Source organism: Paenibacillus glycanilyticus (assembly GCF_051200795.1).
Taxonomy (GTDB): Bacteria; Bacillota; Bacilli; order Paenibacillales; family Paenibacillaceae; genus Pristimantibacillus; species Pristimantibacillus glycanilyticus.
The window spans coordinates 3418051-3433401 of record NZ_CP195155.1 but is presented as its reverse complement, the minus strand read 5'-3'; the positions used below and the strand labels follow the sequence as shown (position 1 = coordinate 3433401).

Here is a 15351-nt window from a genome sequence, read left to right as displayed (position 1 = left end):
TCTTAATCTATTCCGCAAACCGATGAATGACGAACTTCCAGCTATTTTAATTCAAGATATCCTGTTTCGTAAAGACGAAGAACGAAACGGCCAGGGAAGCAATTCCCCAGCAGGCTAAAATGACAAGCGAGAAGCCAAGCGTCATGCCCGTGATCGGCGGTGGAGAACCCTCCAAATAATCGGTCAGCCGCAGATTGACGGAGAAAATAAACTTCGCGCTGTGCCAGGAAGAAGTCATATTGGATAAGAGAGTTCCGGAAATAACGGCCGCCATCATCGTTACGATGCTCGCGGCCGTGCTGCGCACGAGCACGGACACCATCAGCGAGAGCAAGGCCACCGACATGGCCGACACCCAGATCAGCCCGGCTTCCATCAGCAGATAAAGCCATTGCGGAATCGCGTGCACGAAGTTGCTCTCGACCGAAGAACCTTTGATGACGAATCCCGTAAATACAGGCATATCCCATCCTGTGTAGCCGAAGACCGCGCCAGAAATAAGATAACAAAGGACGGCGCTGACCACAATGATTAAGGATACGTAGAGGCTGAGCGCCACGAGTTTGCTAAGCAGGATCTTCCATCTGCGCACGGGCCGTGTCAGCAGCATCTTGATCGTTCCAGCCGTACGTTCGCCCGATACGAGGTCGGAAGCGAGGGCAAGCACGAGCAGCGGGAAGAAGAGCGTAACCGCGTTCGACAGAAAGCTTCGAGTGAACGTGACGCCGTCCGGCGAGTTCGGATTGACGTCGTGATCCAGGTAATACTGAAGCTGCTGCACGGCGATCCGCCGCGAGCGTTTCCATTCTTCAGGTATCCTGTCGCTGGAAAGTATGTTTTGGTATTCGCTGATTTGCTGCACGAGTTGATTGCGCCAATCTTTGAAATTCTTCTTATTCGTTTCGTTGATGCGAAACTGGGCGTAAGTAAAGATCGGAATGAGAATCAGCAGTACGAGCACGATGACGAAAAACCGCTTTTTCTTCCAGATCTTGAGCGTCTCGTTTTGAATGAGCGGGAGCAGTCTATCCAATGCTTTCACCTTCCGTCATCCGTAAAAATAATTGCTCCAGCGTTGGCGCGATGCTATGTACCGACACGATGCCGATGCCGGCTCTTACCGCCTTCTCGACCAGAGACGAGATCCGGTCCGGGCTCATCGCCGTGATGAGTGCTTCCTTCATCCCCGCGAGCAAGCTTTCGTCAATCCGGTGCTCGTGCTCTTGCACGAGCTCGACGCCGCCCTCGCCCGCGAGCAGGCGCCGCCCTTCCTCCGGCTGTTCGAATTGCCAGACGACGTAATTGTCAGCGTCGTGGATTAACTCCTCTACCGTTCCAACGGCAAGCACCTTGCCGTGGCTGATGATTGCCACGCGGTCGCACATCAGCTGAATCTCGCTCAGCAGATGGCTCGATATAAACAGGCTCAAGCCTTGATTGGCCAGCATGCGGACGAATTCACGCAGCTCCTTGATGCCTTTCGGATCAAGCCCGTTAGTCGGTTCGTCCAGGATGAGCAGCTTCGGCCGGCCGAGGAGCGCCTGCGCGATGCCAAGCCGTTGGCGCATTCCCAGCGAGTAGGTTTTTACTTTATCATGAATTCGATCGTCGAGGCCGACGATTTCAGCGACCTCACGAATGCGTTCGTTATCAATGCCGCGCTGCATGCGCGCGAAATGCTCGAGATTTTCCCAGCCGGTCAGGTAGGAATAGGCTTCGGGATTTTCGACAATGCAGCCGACTTGGCGCAGCGCGGCTTCGGGATGGCGGCTGATGTCTTCGCCGCAGATCCGTATCTCGCCGGAAGACGGCTTGATCAAATCGACGAGCATGCGGATCATCGTCGTTTTCCCGGCGCCGTTAGGCCCGAGAAACCCGAAGATTTCCCCGGCGCGGACTTCGAACGTGACGTCCTTGATAATCGGCTTGCGGCCGATTTGCTTCTTGACGTTGCGGACAAGCAGCACGGCGTCTTGAGGAGCGGACTGTCCGGCCTCCTGTTTTGCTAGTTGCATGCGCGTTACCTCCTATTCCATAGACTGCGAGATGCGGGCTGCGATTTGCGCGTACCCGTCGTGATTGGGATGAAAATGATCCGACGACAGGTACCGGCCGATTGCATTCTCGAACAGATCAAATGTCGGGACCATCGTCATATTGGGGTATTGGTGAAGCAGCGCGTACGCCCGGTCGTTCCACTGCTGGATCTGGAGCGAGCCGCCTCGATATTCCGGTATATCGTAAAACGGGTTGTACAAGCCGACGTAGACAACCTGCGCATTGGGATTGATCGCATGGAGCCGTTTCACGATCCGCGCCAGCCGGTTTAAGCCCTGTGGCAGCTCGGCCTTCAGTTTATCCAGGTTTAATTCGCCCACCGTCTTCCCCCTACTCGTGCCCGAGGCGATCTGGAACAGATCGTTCCCGCCGATCGTGAAGACGATAATATTTGCTTGCTTAAGCGCAAAGCTGTAGCCTTTATCGGTTTCAAGCAGTTGTGCGAGCCGATTGGTCTTCAGTCCGTTGACAGCCAAATTGTTGTTGAGGCGGACGGACGTGTCCGGGTATTTCTGCTTCATCAGCTCGACGAGCTGCTTGACGTAGCCTTCGCCAGAGGCGTCGCCGGTTCCTTTCGTCAACGAGTCACCGATGGCCGTAATGGCAATGCCCTTGCCTTCGCTCAGCTTTCCTCCTGCCGGCAGCGCCGGTTCGTTTGCTCTTCCTTCGAACGACTCACCCTTCGGATAAAGCATGTCCTTGACGGCGAATCCAAACCCCGCGACTAACAGCAGGGTCGACAAAATCGCGGAAATGCCGATAATTTTCCATAAGTTTCCGGAGGATAACGGTCTCATCTCGGTAGTCTCCCCTCGCTTTTTTGCTCATAGAACACTAGCTATTTATTCGACAAGAACTCAGCAACCTCGGCCAGACGCGTAGCGAAGCCCCATTCGTTGTCGTACCATGCTGCGACGGACAATAGCTCTCCTTCCACATGCGTGAGCGGCAGATCGATGATTGACGTATGCGGATCTCCAACGATGCGCGACGATGCCCATTCTCCTTCGAGGACGTCCATAACGCCCTTCAAGGCACCTTCTCGCGAGGCCCGGCGGAACATGTCATTCACTTCCTGCACCGAACAAGGCTTCTCCGTGATCAAATTGAGCTCGGCGATGCTTCCCGTGCGGGTCGGAACGCGGTACGCTTTCCCCGTGATCTGCAAGTCGGGCCAGATGAACTTGAGCGCCTTTGCCGCGCCGGACGAAGAAGGGATGATGTTCTCGGCCGCCGCCCAGGAGTCACGGCGGTCTCGCATCGGCTGATCGGTCAGCGATTGCGTGTTGGTATAGGAATGCACCGTAGAGAACAGACCGAATTTGATCCCGTAGTTTTCTTTGACCAGCTTGACGACGGCAGCCAAGGCGTTAGTCGTGCAGCTGGCCATGCTGATAATCCGGTGTTTGTCGGGATCGAAGCTGTCGAGGTTTATACCTTTGAGCAGCACCGCGTCGCAATCGTCGAGTGATTTGCTCGGACCGCTAATCAGAACGCGCTTCGCACCGCGGTCCAGATGTACTTGCGCTACGGATCGAACGACTGCGCGGCCCGTGCAATCCACGACAAGATCCACGCCGAGCGACTTCCAGTCCGGCACTTCCTTAGAGGAATTAATATATAGAATTTCCCGCCCGCCAATAACCATCGCGCCTTCTTTTGCGGACACGTCCTCGTGCCATCGCTTATAGTTGGAATCCACTTCAAACAGAGCGGCTAGCGTGCCTTCGTCCTTGATATCGGATATCGAGACCGGAACGAAGAGCTTGTCCCCAAGCGCGACGCGCAGCAATTGTCTACCGATGCGGCCAAATCCGAAAATCGCAATCTTACCCATTTTTCACAGCCTCCATTTACCTCATCTATTGTTTGTTTAACGGGCATAGTGTACGCAGTTTGTCCACTATAAGAAATATCTCTTTTGTATTATTTAACTAAATGCCATTTTGTAAAACAGCTCATGTAAAAGTCTTTTGTTCATTTGCTCGACAGGACACAAACAGGGCTGCCTCTATTTGAGGCAGCCCTGTCCTTATTCATGCGTTATAAAGAATTTCTCAGAATCTTTCTTACATCCTCTTTTGTGAGAGGAACATAATTGCCAATTTGCTCGGCGAGCATAGCTCTTTCCGTCATCAGCTCAATCTCCTTGTCATCAATTCCATAGTCCGACAGCTTTGTCGGCGCTCCAATCGATTTCCAGAATTCCCGGAGAGATTGGATCGTTTCAGCCGCGAGCTCGGCATCTGTTTTTCCTGCCCGGTCCAAACCGAATACGCGAACACCCAGCTGCGCGACTTTCTCCGGTCGTACCGATGCGACATGTTCCATCCAATGCGGAGCAATGATCGCGATTCCGCCGCCGTGAGGAATGTCATGGACAGCAGATACGGCATGTTCGATAAGATGCGTCGCCCAGTCCGGATTGACGCCCATGCCAGTTAGTCCGTTTAAGGCCAATGTTCCGTTTAATAACATGACTTCGCGATACTCGTAGTTGTTCAAGTCGTTCACGAGCTTAGGCGCCGTCTCGATGACCGTGCTAAGAATCGCTTCGCCGATTCTTTCCTGAAGAGGCGCATTGCTCGAAGCATGGAAATACTGTTCGAAGACATGGGCCATAATATCAACGCTGCCGTATACCGTTTGGTCCCGAGGCACGGAGAACGTAAGCTCCGGATCCAGGATACTGAATCTTGGAAGCACGTGATTGGAATTGAAAAAGGCTTTCGTATTCGTATCCCAATCCGTAATAACGGAATTTCCGTTCATCTCCGATCCCGTTCCCGCAATAGTTAGAACCGTACCGATCGGTACTGAGTTAGACGGTGCTTTTGCTTTGCTGGTTATGATATCCCATACGTCCCCATCGTAAGGCACGCCTGCCGCGATGGCTTTCGCACTATCGATAACGCTGCCGCCGCCGACCGCAAGAATAAAATCAAGTTGATTTTCTCTAATGAGATTAATCCCTTTATTGACCGTCGTGAGCCGTGGATTTGGTTCAACGCCGGCTAGCTCAATGACAGTAGAATCGATTTCTTTCAATTCACGGATCACTTTATCGTATAAACCGCTTTTTTTAATGCTGCCGCCGCCGTAAACCAGCAATACGCGGTTGCCGTATGCCGGAAGTTCATTTTTTAAGCTGCTTACCTGACCTTTTCCAAACAAAATCTTCGTCTGATTATGAAATTCAAAGTTGTCCATTTTATTTTACCTCTCTCGATTTATATTTTTTGTTTCGTACTAATTCGTTTTTCAGCAGTTTTTTTCATAGATAACGGTTGTGAATAAACCACCTCCTCAAAATGATATCTACATATTGCAAATTATCGATTCGATAAACCAAAAAAATTAACAGTTTGCAAACTGTCAATATGATGACTTTTAGAAAAACTGAATTCGGAAGTGAATTCAGTTTTCCGTAAGGTTACTATGATTATTTTTGAAGGAACCGGCCGATATCATTAATCGCATCTTCATTCCTTCTGTAGTAGGTCCACTTTCCTGAACGTGTAGCATGGACCAGTCCTGCTCGCTGAAGCATGGAGAGATATTGCGAAGCAGTGGATTGATTCATGTTTAATTTTTCGGTAATTTGACTAACGCATACCCCAACCTTAACAAGATCAATCCCTTCCTGGGGGTGAAAATGGGTTGTTGGATCTTTCAGCCATTCTAAAATTTGAATCCGCGCTTCATTGGAAAGTGCCTTGAAAATTTCAATTGGGTTGGTCATGTCGCCTATTATATATTACAGTTTTGCAATATGTCAAACTGTTTGTCGCGTGAGCTTTCATGGCAATTCATACCTAGAGACGTAAACTGATTTTTCTCTCATGCTTGTCTTTCTTCAGCGAAACAATCGCTCTCCAGTCACCGTTCATTGGAAGATAAACCTTGGTTTTATATTCTCCCAATGCGCTTCTCTCCATTTGCGCTTTCATTTTATGATTCATTCCTTGCATCGACATGGACATATTTATTCGAACAAGGTCGACATCTACCAGGCTGCCGGTTGAATCTTTAATCGTCAACTTGTATGCATGGGCTGTGGTGTCGCCGGTGTTTGGAGTGTCCTCCATCGAAATAGTCAGATCATCCAGGAATGGGCTTGAAGATGGCTTTGATCCAAGACTGCAACCTGCCAGCAGGATCATCATCATAGCGATGATTGCCGTTGTCGTCCATTTCATTCGTTTATTCTTCATCGTCATTGTACCGTTGGCTAATCATGTCAGCATGAATCATTTAAGTTAACCCCTTACTTCTCGTGATGACATTAGTCTAGCACGGTGACCCTCTTCAATAAAGGGCATTAGGAATGAAAGCCATGTCGATAATTTGAACGGATGCCTGAATTAAAACGTGCTTTCTTTATGCGTGTCCGGGCACCAGCGCGCGGCACGGTATTGCTTAATCAATACGTCTACCGCCCTATCGGTGCGTATAGCCGTCAGCGCTTCGAAAGAGTAAGCTCTCGTATACCGGTCATGGCTTTGCAGGCCGGATTCAAGCCCATTGATAACGAGATCCGCGTCCCCGTATTTTCCGATTCGCAGTAAGGATAATGCCGCTGTATAGGCTATTTTGTTCGTTATATATTCTTGATTGTGCACGTAAGCGCTTGTGCTGATGTCCCCCTTACCGGCAGATTCCCGGGCAACCGCGTCCTCGAGGGTCCGAACCAATGCGGGTACCGTCTCTTCTGCCGGCTCGGCGATCATTCCGAGCGCTTCGACGGCATTGCGTCTCACCCATTCGCTTGCGTCATTCAACGCGATAATTAAAGAGGGAACCGCGGAGGCAGCTGTAGATCCCAGCATCCCCAGCACGAATGCGGCCAGAGCCCTTTTATTCTCGTCTTGATGAGCAAGCAGTTGAACCAGACCGGGAATGGCCTCCTCGCCGGAAGCTTGAAGCCCATAAGCTGCCCGCTGTGCCGTTAACTTAGATCCTTCCCCAACTTCCTTCAATAACGCCGCTGTGCCTGATTCCCCTATATGACCAAGCGCATAGACGGCATTTAGTGCCGCATTTTCCGAAGAATCGCTTATAAGCTGCTTCAACCTCGGAACGGCAGCCGCCGCGGCTTTGCCAGCGATGCCAAGCTTGTCGGCTGCCCGGCTGCGAACGACTTCATCCCCGCTGGACAAGGCTTCGATTAAAGTCGGCACCTCTTTATCGTCGCGGGCAGCGGCCTTCGCCTTGTTCCCTTCTCCCTTAAGCCAATGCCAAACATCGTTCCATAAATTCAAGTGCGCATCCGCCGCGTTAGAAGGAAAAACAGGTTCAGCGTTGGTATGATTCCAGCTTGGCGACTTGGGCTCGGATAAACGGACAAATTGGAACTTAAGCATATAACGGTCTAAATGGGACGTGTTCAGGGATGCCTTATGCCATAGATCAAAGTGCACGAGAGCGATCGTACCGGCCTTTCCTGTCGGCAGCAGCGTAGTTTGGTTCGGGAATTTCTCATTGTATTGGGAGCCGGGCATAATCGCCGTCGGGCCCATTTCTTCCGTAATATCCTGCGTGTAGTAGAACATCATGACCCACCATGGACGATGACTGCGCATGGAGGACCAAAAGCCGTCTTTATGCCACTCTCCGCCTCCCGGCTTTCCGTTACCCGGCTGATTGAAATGCATATGGCGATGCGGGTGCATATAATAGTCAGGTCCCAGGACGCTAGTCAACGCGCCTTTCGTTACCGGCGTCTCAAAGAACTTCTGGATGTCCGGTACGCGAGGCAAAATATTATTGCCGGGATTTCCTTCATTTTGCAGCACAAAGTCAATTTGATTCATCACGCTTCGATGCAGCTCTTCCGGTAAATCGTTCTGAAGGACAAGATATCCGTTCGTAATAAACTGAATCATTTGCTCGTCATTCAACAAAGTTAACGCATTCGACATGGTTGGCAGCCCCTTCATTAACAAGTATTTGTGATATATTTAATGTACCTGGGGCCGCCCGATTTGTATTTAGCTTACAGTCAGCTTGTTGCACAATAGTCAGGTGAATTTGAATGATTATGGATTGATACGGAAAGGAGCATCGCATGATGGATTTTTCCAAATTCCACCCGTATGTTTATTACGCTACGAAGTATCCGTTCTACCGGGGACAGACAAGCCTTAACCGATACGTTTACGCGAGCTCTATTTATTTCGTTACGGAGGGAAAAGGCATTTTTCGTCAGGGGGGCACCGAATATGAAGCTTCACCCGGCATGATGGTCTATATGGAACCCGGTCAAGCCCATGACTGGATTGCGGATGCGGACGAGCCTATGACGCATGTATGCTGCTATTTCGATTGGCATTACGTCGACCGCACGGAATCGTTTAAGGATGAGGCAGCCCCTATCTGCTATGACCGGAATATGCTGAGAACGGATCTTCTTGGCGAGACATTTCCATATCCGCTGCCTGAAGTCTCAAATGTAGGAGCATCGCTGTTAAACTGGACCGATCTGCTGCAGAGGAGCTTTATCTCTAACGAGCATACGAATGAACGGACTTTTTTGCGCAGTATGTCGGCGCAGAGCCATTTTGCTGAATTCATCCATCAATTTCTCGCGTTCTCGCTGCAAGATTCTCATATCCCTGATCCTCGTATCAGCAAGCTGCTGGAGCGAATAGAAGCCGAGCTGCTCGGCGGCGCCGAAATCGAACTGGAGCGGTACTATAATGAAATTGGCGTCAGCAGAGGCTACTTCTTCGAATTATTCAAGCGAACAACCGGTCTGTCGCCGGTCCAGTACATCAATCAGTTCCGCGTTAGCCGGGCAAAAGAGGATCTGCGCTCGTCCAACCTCAGCATTATGCAAATTGCGGACAAATATCATTTTAGCTCCGTGCATTACTTCTCCAGAACGTTTCGCAAGTACACCGGCAAATCGCCTCAAATGTTCCGCGAATCGGAATCTTAACGAAACAAAAAAACCGCGATCTACGCGGATATTTATGAGATTGCCTATACTTCCCCTCTCTTACACGGTGCTTTGATCCATCAACAAAGAAAGAAACTGCCGGGTACGGGCTTCGCGGGGCTGGCTGAAAATTTGCTCCGGCAGCCCCTCCTCCACAATGACGCCTTCATCAAGCAGCACAATACGGTCCGCCACTTCGCGGGCGAACTTCATCTCGTGGGTAACGATAATCATCGTTCTCCCCTCTTCCGCCAATTCCCGAATGACCCTCAACACCTCGCGGACGAGCTCCGGGTCCAGCGCGGAAGTCGGCTCGTCGAACAGCAGCAGCTCCGGGTCAGTAGACATCGCCCGGGCAATACCTACGCGCTGTTGCTGCCCTCCGGACAGTTGATGCGGGTAAGAATCGGCACGCTCAGCCAACCCGACCTTCGCAAGCAATTGCAACGCCTTTGTCCGTGCTTCGTTCTTTGGTTTGCGACGAACCGTTATTTGGCCTTCCATCACGTTCTGAAGCGCAGTGAAATGAGGAAATAAGTGATAGGCTTGGAACACCATGCCTGACTGGCGGCGCAACGCCAGCACATCCGCCTTTCGCGGCTTCGAATTCGGCCGGAATTCGAGCCGAACCTTCCCGATTGCGACAGTCCCCGATGTAGGCATCTCGAGCACATTTAAACAGCGCAGCAAGGTTGACTTTCCGGAACCCGAAGGTCCGATCAACACAAGCACCTGCCCCTACTCCAGCGTCAAATTTATACCGCGAAGCACAGGAGTGTCGCCGAATGATTTGGTTAATTCGCGTACTTCGATCATTGGGGATAATCCTCCTAAGAATGAACCGCACCGGTTAAGCCGTGTAATATCGATTAAAGAAGATTTCCAGCTGCCGTTGCAGCAATGCCAGTATCGAGCAGAAAATCAAATAGATCAAAGCGACCTCGCAGTAGATCAACAGCGGCTCATAGACAGCCGCAGTGATTTGCTGCCCTTTTTGGAATAGCTCCGTAACCGTCACCGTTGCCGCCAGCGATGTGTCTTTTACCAAGGAAATGAACGAATTGGATAGCGGCGGCACCGAGACCCTTGCCGCCTGGGGCAGGATTATGCGGCGCAGCGCCTGCAATCTCGTTTCCCCAAGCGAGAACGCCGCTTCCCATTGTCCCTTCGGAATGGATACGATTGCCGCACGGATGATCTCCGATCCATAGGCGCCTACGCTAAGCGTAAACCCAATGACCGCTGCCGGAAACGCGTCGATTAGAATGCCTACGCTGGGAAGCCCGTAGAAAATAATGAACAATTGGACCAAGAGCGGAGTCCCGCGTATAATCCAGACGTAGAATCTCGCGATCCAAACAATCGGATAAAAATCCGACAGCCGCGCGAGTGCCGTTAAGAGCGCCAGCACAAGTCCCAGCGCGAATGAAATCAACGTAAGAGGAACCGTGAATGCGATTCCTGCATGCAGCAGGGGCAGGAAGGAATCGGTGAAAATATCCAGGTTAGTTCGTTCATTCATGATACCCTACCCGCCCTTTTATTTCGAAACGTCCTCGCCGAAATAGGTTTTGGAAATTTCCAAATACCGGCCGTCCGCCTTCATTTCTTTAATCGCGTTATTTACGGCAGCAACAAGCTCGTTGCTTCCTTTACGGAAAAGCATGCCGCTCTGCGACACCTGGTCCGTCTCCGCAACCACCTTTATTGGAACGTCAGGACGCGCTTTCTTCAAATCCAGATAGGATAATTTATCATTGATCGTCGCATCGATCCGCCCCGACGTGAGCAAATCGATAGCCTGATTGAATCCATCCACCGCGACAAGCTGCGCCCCGTTCGCTTTGGCAATGTCGCCAAGATCGCTGGTAAGCGACTGGCCGGACTTCTTCCCTTTGAGATCGGTCAGGCTCTTGATGTTCGTATTGCTTTCCTTCACAATCAGAACCGCCTTAGACAGGATATACGGGTCGGAGAAATCGTATTTCGCCTTCCTGTCGTCTCGAATGGTGACTTCGTTTGCCACCATATCGAAGCGCTTCGCATCCAATCCGGCAAGCATACCGTCCCACTTCGTTTCAACGAACTTCGCCTTAACCCCAATACGCTTAGCGATCTCCTCGGCGATTTCGACATCAAACCCCGTCAACTTGCCGCTTGCGTCATGGAACGTAAACGGTGCGTATGTACCTTCCGTGCCGATTGTGATCTCGCCGCTTGACTTAATCGCCTTCAGTGAATTATCGGATGCCGCGTTACCGCTATTCGTCGTGTTTCCCGTACCGGCTGTCCCGTTGTTCCCGTTATTAGTGCCGGTATTTGCGCCGTTATCGTTGTTTTTATTGCCGCATGCCGATCCGCCAAGCAGAATGACCGCGAATAACAGCATGAAGCAGATGTTTTTACGCCAAGTCTTCATAGGTGAGTCCTCCCTTTCTTTGAGGATAGTATTCCAGCCTCTCCCTTTGGTTATCCCCTTCATTCGCTTCTGCTTGCCGCATTAAAAAACCGCCCCTAAGGGACGGTTTCCTCGCAGGAAAAACAAGCTTAGCTGTGAACCAAGGTTGGCTTAACGCTGCGAATATGGTTGATGTAATCGGCTTTGCTCTGAGCAAGCCGCTCGTCAGTCAGATTAGAAACATCGTTTAAGGCGAAATGCGGCAGGTACTTGCAGCTGATGAAATGTGCTAATGCTTCGACTGGGCGCAGAATTTCTTCAAGCGTAAATCGATTAAACCCGGAATGCTGATACGACTCATTTGTACCGTAGGTTGAAACGGCAACGCCAATTTCTTTGCCGGCTATTTTACTGCCATCGGCTCCATACGCCCATCCGTATTGCAGAACCTCATCAAACCATTTCTTTAACAAAGGCGGCGTGCTGTACCAATACAACGGATATTGGAAAATGATACGGTCGTGGGATTCGATAAGTTTTTGCTCGCGAGCAATATCGATCTTTTCGTCGGGGTACGTCGCGTATAATTCGTGAATCGTGATGTCTTTATGGTTTTGCAATTCTTCGCGCCATGCCTTATTTACTCTTGAGGCCGTCATATTAGGATGAGTGATGATGACCAACGTTTTCATTGTTTATCCTCCATTCAATAAAAAGCGTAAGCATTCCGTTGTTTAGAGTACCCCGGAATTCAGCTTATTATCGAGAAGACTTGAGTCAGGCAAGCATTAACAGATCTTCAAAATCTCATTTTTATCATGAACATTAAATAGTAAGTAATCGGAAATCCAACGATAGCCGAGATGACGGTGATCGCAGTCATGACCCTGTTCTTATTTCGCAACATTATGAGTAAAAATCGGTAAACGATAAGGCCAATACAACCCCCTATTGAATTCAGAATGATATCGTCGATATCCGCGATTCCAATTCCTAAAAGACCCTGGATGATTTCAACGAACAAACTCAAAGCTATAATAGACATAACATTGGTTATGTAATTGTTCTTAGATAAGGGCAGATAGACGCCAAGGGGGATAAAAATAAGGATATTGCCCATCACATTCGCAAAAGCAAATCGCTTTGCATTAGCCGTGCTGCCGGCAATGAATTCCGTTATGCTATGAAAGGGTACGAGATTGATAGACCTCGTTATGGTCCTTTCCGTATTAAAGATCTCCGCTATCGAAACTCTCGATAGGAACAATATTTTTAGTAACACTATTATGTAGCAGATGCAAACGCCATATAAAATGACGGTTTCTATTCGTTGTCGCGTATTCATAAAATCTCCTTCTATGCATCCTTCGTTATTACGGGCAAGAGCATCCAAAACAGAACGCCCTCCGTCGTGTTTTCCAAAGCAAAATCAACGCGCATGGATTCTAACGTTTTCCGGACAATGGCAAGTCCCAAGCCGCTTCGTTCCTTATTCCGGCTCCTCGCTTTATCTACCCGATAGAACGGATCGAACAGCTTCGGCAGTGCCGCATCGTCAATTCTCACCCCCTTGTTCAACACGCACAGGCGGCATTCACCGGCGGCGGTAGCGCTCCATACACGGATCTCCCCGCCGTGCGGCGTATTTTGCACCGCGTTTAATACGATGTTTGAAAGCACCTTATTTAACATTTTAGGATCCGCCAGGCAGGTCTGTCCTTCAGGAATATCCGTAACGATACGTTGCCCTTTTGCCTCATACAAGGGATGAAAATGAAGCAGCATCTCGGCAACGATACGCCTGATGTCCAGTTTTTCGGGAGCGGGTACGATTTTCCCGTCGTTCAGACTGACAATCTCCAAGATATCGGAAATCATTTTGCCTTGCGCGTCCATCATCTTTAAGCATTCTCGCAGGTATTTGGGATGGTTTTTGTAATCGCCTATATTTTCAAGCATTCCTTCCAGCAAAACGCTTGTAGCCGCGACAGGCGTTTTTAGCTCATGGGAAGCCGCGGAGAAGAAGTAACGCTGCGTTTCCTCCAGCTCGCGTTCTCTCAAGATTTCGTCCTCTAACTGGGAGATGGTTCTCTTCAGCCTGTCGTACATGGAATGAACGTCGCGTGCCAATACCCCAAGCTCATCCTTGCGCTCCGGGAGAGGCGGGACCTCTTCGAGATTCGCCATCTTGGTTGTATTATCCGCCAAAGCTTTGATCGGTTTCGTCATCTGGCGGGCAAAGATAAACGATGCTAGTACGCAGACGACAAGCATTCCGGACAATATTACCATGACGCGCGCAATCAAAGGACCGTATTTTAGCGAAAACACATCGTCGTTGAATACGTGGAGCGCATAGCCGTTTCCAAGATAAACGAGGAACGAAGTTCTTTCCCTCTCGGCCTTCATGCTGGTCAAACTGCTGGCTGGATTAGCGGCGGGCGTTACGTAAACAATGCTGCCGCCTTCGTCCGTAATATAGAAACGAAACGATTGGTTCCGATCATGGAATTGATCCGCGATCTCCGTAATATCGGCATTCCCTTGCGACCGTTCAATTAACTGCTTGTATGTCCCGCTGATTTTCTGGAGTTGGAGGCCGGAATAATAAGACATGATTTGCGTCGAAAATAGAGCTGCCGTCGCGCCGACCAGCAACCCCGAGAAAATGATGGTGTAAATGAATACTTTGATGAATATTCCGCTTCTTCTCAAAGCGTGTCTTCCTCCAATCGGTAGCCTACGCCGCGTGCCGTCTTGATGATATTTTCAGGCAGCTTGGCCCGCAGATTTTTGATATGCGTATGCACGGTGCTGCCGTCACCGTCATAATCGTATCCCCACACTCGCGATAAGATGATTTCATGGGATAACGTCCGGCCACTATTCTGAACCAATAGCATAAGGATCTCAAATTCTTTGAGCGTCAGGGGCAGCTCTACGCCACGGTAATGCGCTCTGAAATCATCCGGCAGAAGCGTCAGGTTGCTGCAGCGTATTTCTTTTGCCAACGCGCCGCTTCGCCTGAGCAGCGCTCCCACGCGTTTTAGCAAAAGCTGAATCTTGAATGGCTTTGTTACGTAATCGTCCGCTTCCGCGTCGAACGCCTTGATCTGGTTTTCATCGTCCGATAGAGCGGTCAACATCAGTATGGGCGTATTATTCAGCTTGCGAAACTCCCGTAATAGTTCATGGCCATTCATACCGGGCAGCATGATGTCGAGAATGACAAGCTGGTAAATCTGATTATAAAATTTTTTGTACGCTTCGTTGCCGTCTAGGCAGACGTCTACTTGATAGCCGGCTTCGATTAAAAAGGTTTTGACGGTATTGCCTATATGTTCGTCATCCTCGACAAGCAGAATTCGTATGTCCATAAATATTCCTCCTGAAACAAGATAGCATGGTCATCTGTAGTTTAACTGTAGTTATAAGATTTTTCTCTTCCCCTGTCAAAAATACGATAAGCCCTTATGCAAGGGCTTTTTCCGAATGAGCATGATTAGAATGGCTTAACGACCATAAGCACCAGTATAACAACCATCAGCAGCTGTGCCGCAATCTCAATGGGTACGATCTTTTTTATCCCTAATCTGAACTCGGCCGGTATTTCCTTACTGTGGTCCTGGCTTTCGGCAGTAAGCTTAAAGATCTTCTTCATACGCGGCTCAATCCATCCATCAATCATGACGATCATGGAAAGTGATAACAGAATGGCCGTATTCAGCCATAATTGAGATAACCCCAACTTGGTTATGATCATAAGACCAATACCGGTTAAAATGAGTACGGTTCCGCCGATCTTGAGAATAATGGTAAGTTTAGCCGTCACACCTAAAGCAAAGTTCAATTGACCGACGGTTCTAGCGGATCTTCTAATGATAGGCATTACGAATGCGGGGCCAATGACGGCGATCGAAGCGAATATATGAACGACCAGCAGTAATCCAAACAA

At 49.7% G+C, this 15351-nt stretch carries 16 protein-coding genes and 1 pseudogene; 1 reads left to right on the top strand and 16 read right to left on the bottom strand.

Annotated features, from left to right (window positions below; genetic code table 11):
• Positions 1–46 precede the first annotated feature (46 nt).
• The 8 genes from ACR9FF_RS15800 to ACR9FF_RS15765 all read right to left on the bottom strand — a co-directional run bounded on the left by ACR9FF_RS15800 (position 47) and on the right by ACR9FF_RS15765 (position 7979).
• A complete protein-coding gene (locus ACR9FF_RS15800) occupies positions 47–1033 on the bottom strand; it encodes an ABC transporter permease (RefSeq protein WP_435172132.1) in 987 nt (328 codons plus the stop codon).
• Positions 1026–2015: an ABC transporter ATP-binding protein gene (locus ACR9FF_RS15795; RefSeq protein ID WP_435162866.1), complete on the bottom strand. Its 990-nt coding sequence runs from the start codon at positions 2013–2015 to the stop codon at positions 1026–1028. Before ACR9FF_RS15795 ends, ACR9FF_RS15800 begins: the two co-directional genes overlap by 8 nt.
• A gap of 12 nt (positions 2016–2027) precedes the next feature.
• On the bottom strand, positions 2028–2855 hold the full coding sequence (locus tag ACR9FF_RS15790; protein WP_435162863.1) for a GDSL-type esterase/lipase family protein: 828 nt from the start codon (positions 2853–2855) through the stop codon (positions 2028–2030).
• A gap of 41 nt (positions 2856–2896) precedes the next feature.
• A complete protein-coding gene (locus ACR9FF_RS15785; protein ID WP_127496339.1) occupies positions 2897–3895 on the bottom strand; it encodes a type I glyceraldehyde-3-phosphate dehydrogenase in 999 nt (332 codons plus the stop codon).
• A gap of 206 nt (positions 3896–4101) precedes the next feature.
• The gene (locus tag ACR9FF_RS15780) at positions 4102–5268 is read right to left on the bottom strand and encodes an iron-containing alcohol dehydrogenase (protein WP_435162860.1); all 1167 of its coding nucleotides are present in this window, start codon (positions 5266–5268) and stop codon (positions 4102–4104) included.
• Positions 5269–5500: 232 nt separating this feature from the next.
• Complete coding sequence (locus ACR9FF_RS15775; RefSeq protein ID WP_127496337.1) at positions 5501–5800, bottom strand: ArsR/SmtB family transcription factor; 300 nt, start codon at positions 5798–5800, stop codon at positions 5501–5503.
• A gap of 73 nt (positions 5801–5873) precedes the next feature.
• Positions 5874–6257, bottom strand: coding sequence for a FixH family protein (locus ACR9FF_RS15770; protein WP_317979619.1), 384 nt, complete (start codon positions 6255–6257; stop codon positions 5874–5876).
• A 165-nt stretch (positions 6258–6422) separates the two neighbouring features.
• Positions 6423–7979, bottom strand: coding sequence for a HEAT repeat domain-containing protein (locus ACR9FF_RS15765; protein ID WP_435162857.1), 1557 nt, complete (start codon positions 7977–7979; stop codon positions 6423–6425).
• Between the two features lie 146 nt (positions 7980–8125).
• On the opposite strand from ACR9FF_RS15765, the gene ACR9FF_RS15760 reads away from it, so the two are divergent.
• Positions 8126–8998, top strand: coding sequence for an AraC family transcriptional regulator (locus tag ACR9FF_RS15760; protein ID WP_435162854.1), 873 nt, complete (start codon positions 8126–8128; stop codon positions 8996–8998).
• Positions 8999–9058: 60 nt separating this feature from the next.
• Here ACR9FF_RS15760 and ACR9FF_RS15755 read toward each other — a convergent pair.
• The 8 genes and pseudogenes from ACR9FF_RS15755 to ACR9FF_RS15720 all read right to left on the bottom strand — a co-directional run bounded on the left by ACR9FF_RS15755 (position 9059) and on the right by ACR9FF_RS15720 (position 15351).
• A pseudogene (locus ACR9FF_RS15755) lies at positions 9059–9814 on the bottom strand (amino acid ABC transporter ATP-binding protein).
• 34 nt (positions 9815–9848) lie between these two features.
• A complete protein-coding gene (locus ACR9FF_RS15750; protein WP_127496332.1) occupies positions 9849–10520 on the bottom strand; it encodes an ABC transporter permease subunit in 672 nt (223 codons plus the stop codon).
• A gap of 18 nt (positions 10521–10538) precedes the next feature.
• Positions 10539–11417, bottom strand: a complete 879-nt coding sequence (locus tag ACR9FF_RS15745) for an amino acid ABC transporter substrate-binding protein (RefSeq protein WP_201005738.1) — start codon at positions 11415–11417, stop codon at positions 10539–10541.
• Positions 11418–11545: 128 nt separating this feature from the next.
• Positions 11546–12088 carry an NAD(P)H-dependent oxidoreductase gene (locus ACR9FF_RS15740; RefSeq protein ID WP_435162851.1) on the bottom strand — a complete coding sequence of 181 codons (543 nt, stop codon included), beginning with the start codon at positions 12086–12088 and terminating at the stop codon, positions 11546–11548.
• 107 nt (positions 12089–12195) lie between these two features.
• Positions 12196–12741 (bottom strand): VanZ family protein, encoded by a 546-nt coding sequence (locus ACR9FF_RS15735; RefSeq protein ID WP_435172130.1) that lies wholly within the window; start codon positions 12739–12741, stop codon positions 12196–12198.
• Between the two features lie 11 nt (positions 12742–12752).
• On the bottom strand, positions 12753–14111 hold the full coding sequence (locus ACR9FF_RS15730; RefSeq protein WP_435162849.1) for a HAMP domain-containing sensor histidine kinase: 1359 nt from the start codon (positions 14109–14111) through the stop codon (positions 12753–12755).
• A complete protein-coding gene (locus ACR9FF_RS15725; protein ID WP_435162847.1) occupies positions 14108–14773 on the bottom strand; it encodes a response regulator transcription factor in 666 nt (221 codons plus the stop codon). Before ACR9FF_RS15725 ends, ACR9FF_RS15730 begins: the two co-directional genes overlap by 4 nt.
• Positions 14774–14898: 125 nt before the next feature.
• Positions 14899–15351, bottom strand: coding sequence for a DUF2269 family protein (locus ACR9FF_RS15720; protein ID WP_317979610.1), 453 nt, complete (start codon positions 15349–15351; stop codon positions 14899–14901).

Bases quoted from the DNA above. Each gene is read 5' to 3' on its own strand.
- ACR9FF_RS15795 (WP_435162866.1), bottom strand. From the start codon at position 2,015: ATGCAACTAGCAAAACAGGAGGCCGGACAGTCCGCTCCTCAAGACGCC.
- ACR9FF_RS15790 (WP_435162863.1), bottom strand. From the start codon at position 2,855: ATGAGACCGTTATCCTCCGGAAACTTATGGAAAATTATCGGCATTTCC.
- ACR9FF_RS15785 (WP_127496339.1), bottom strand. From the start codon at position 3,895: ATGGGTAAGATTGCGATTTTCGGATTTGGCCGCATCGGTAGACAATTG.
- ACR9FF_RS15780 (WP_435162860.1), bottom strand. From the start codon at position 5,268: ATGGACAACTTTGAATTTCATAATCAGACGAAGATTTTGTTTGGAAAA.
- ACR9FF_RS15775 (WP_127496337.1), bottom strand. From the start codon at position 5,800: ATGACCAACCCAATTGAAATTTTCAAGGCACTTTCCAATGAAGCGCGG.
- ACR9FF_RS15770 (WP_317979619.1), bottom strand. From the start codon at position 6,257: ATGAAATGGACGACAACGGCAATCATCGCTATGATGATGATCCTGCTG.
- ACR9FF_RS15765 (WP_435162857.1), bottom strand. From the start codon at position 7,979: ATGTCGAATGCGTTAACTTTGTTGAATGACGAGCAAATGATTCAGTTT.
- ACR9FF_RS15760 (WP_435162854.1), top strand. From the start codon at position 8,126: ATGATGGATTTTTCCAAATTCCACCCGTATGTTTATTACGCTACGAAG.
- ACR9FF_RS15750 (WP_127496332.1), bottom strand. From the start codon at position 10,520: ATGAATGAACGAACTAACCTGGATATTTTCACCGATTCCTTCCTGCCC.
- ACR9FF_RS15745 (WP_201005738.1), bottom strand. From the start codon at position 11,417: ATGAAGACTTGGCGTAAAAACATCTGCTTCATGCTGTTATTCGCGGTC.
- ACR9FF_RS15740 (WP_435162851.1), bottom strand. From the start codon at position 12,088: ATGAAAACGTTGGTCATCATCACTCATCCTAATATGACGGCCTCAAGA.
- ACR9FF_RS15735 (WP_435172130.1), bottom strand. From the start codon at position 12,741: ATGAATACGCGACAACGAATAGAAACCGTCATTTTATATGGCGTTTGC.
- ACR9FF_RS15725 (WP_435162847.1), bottom strand. From the start codon at position 14,773: ATGGACATACGAATTCTGCTTGTCGAGGATGACGAACATATAGGCAAT.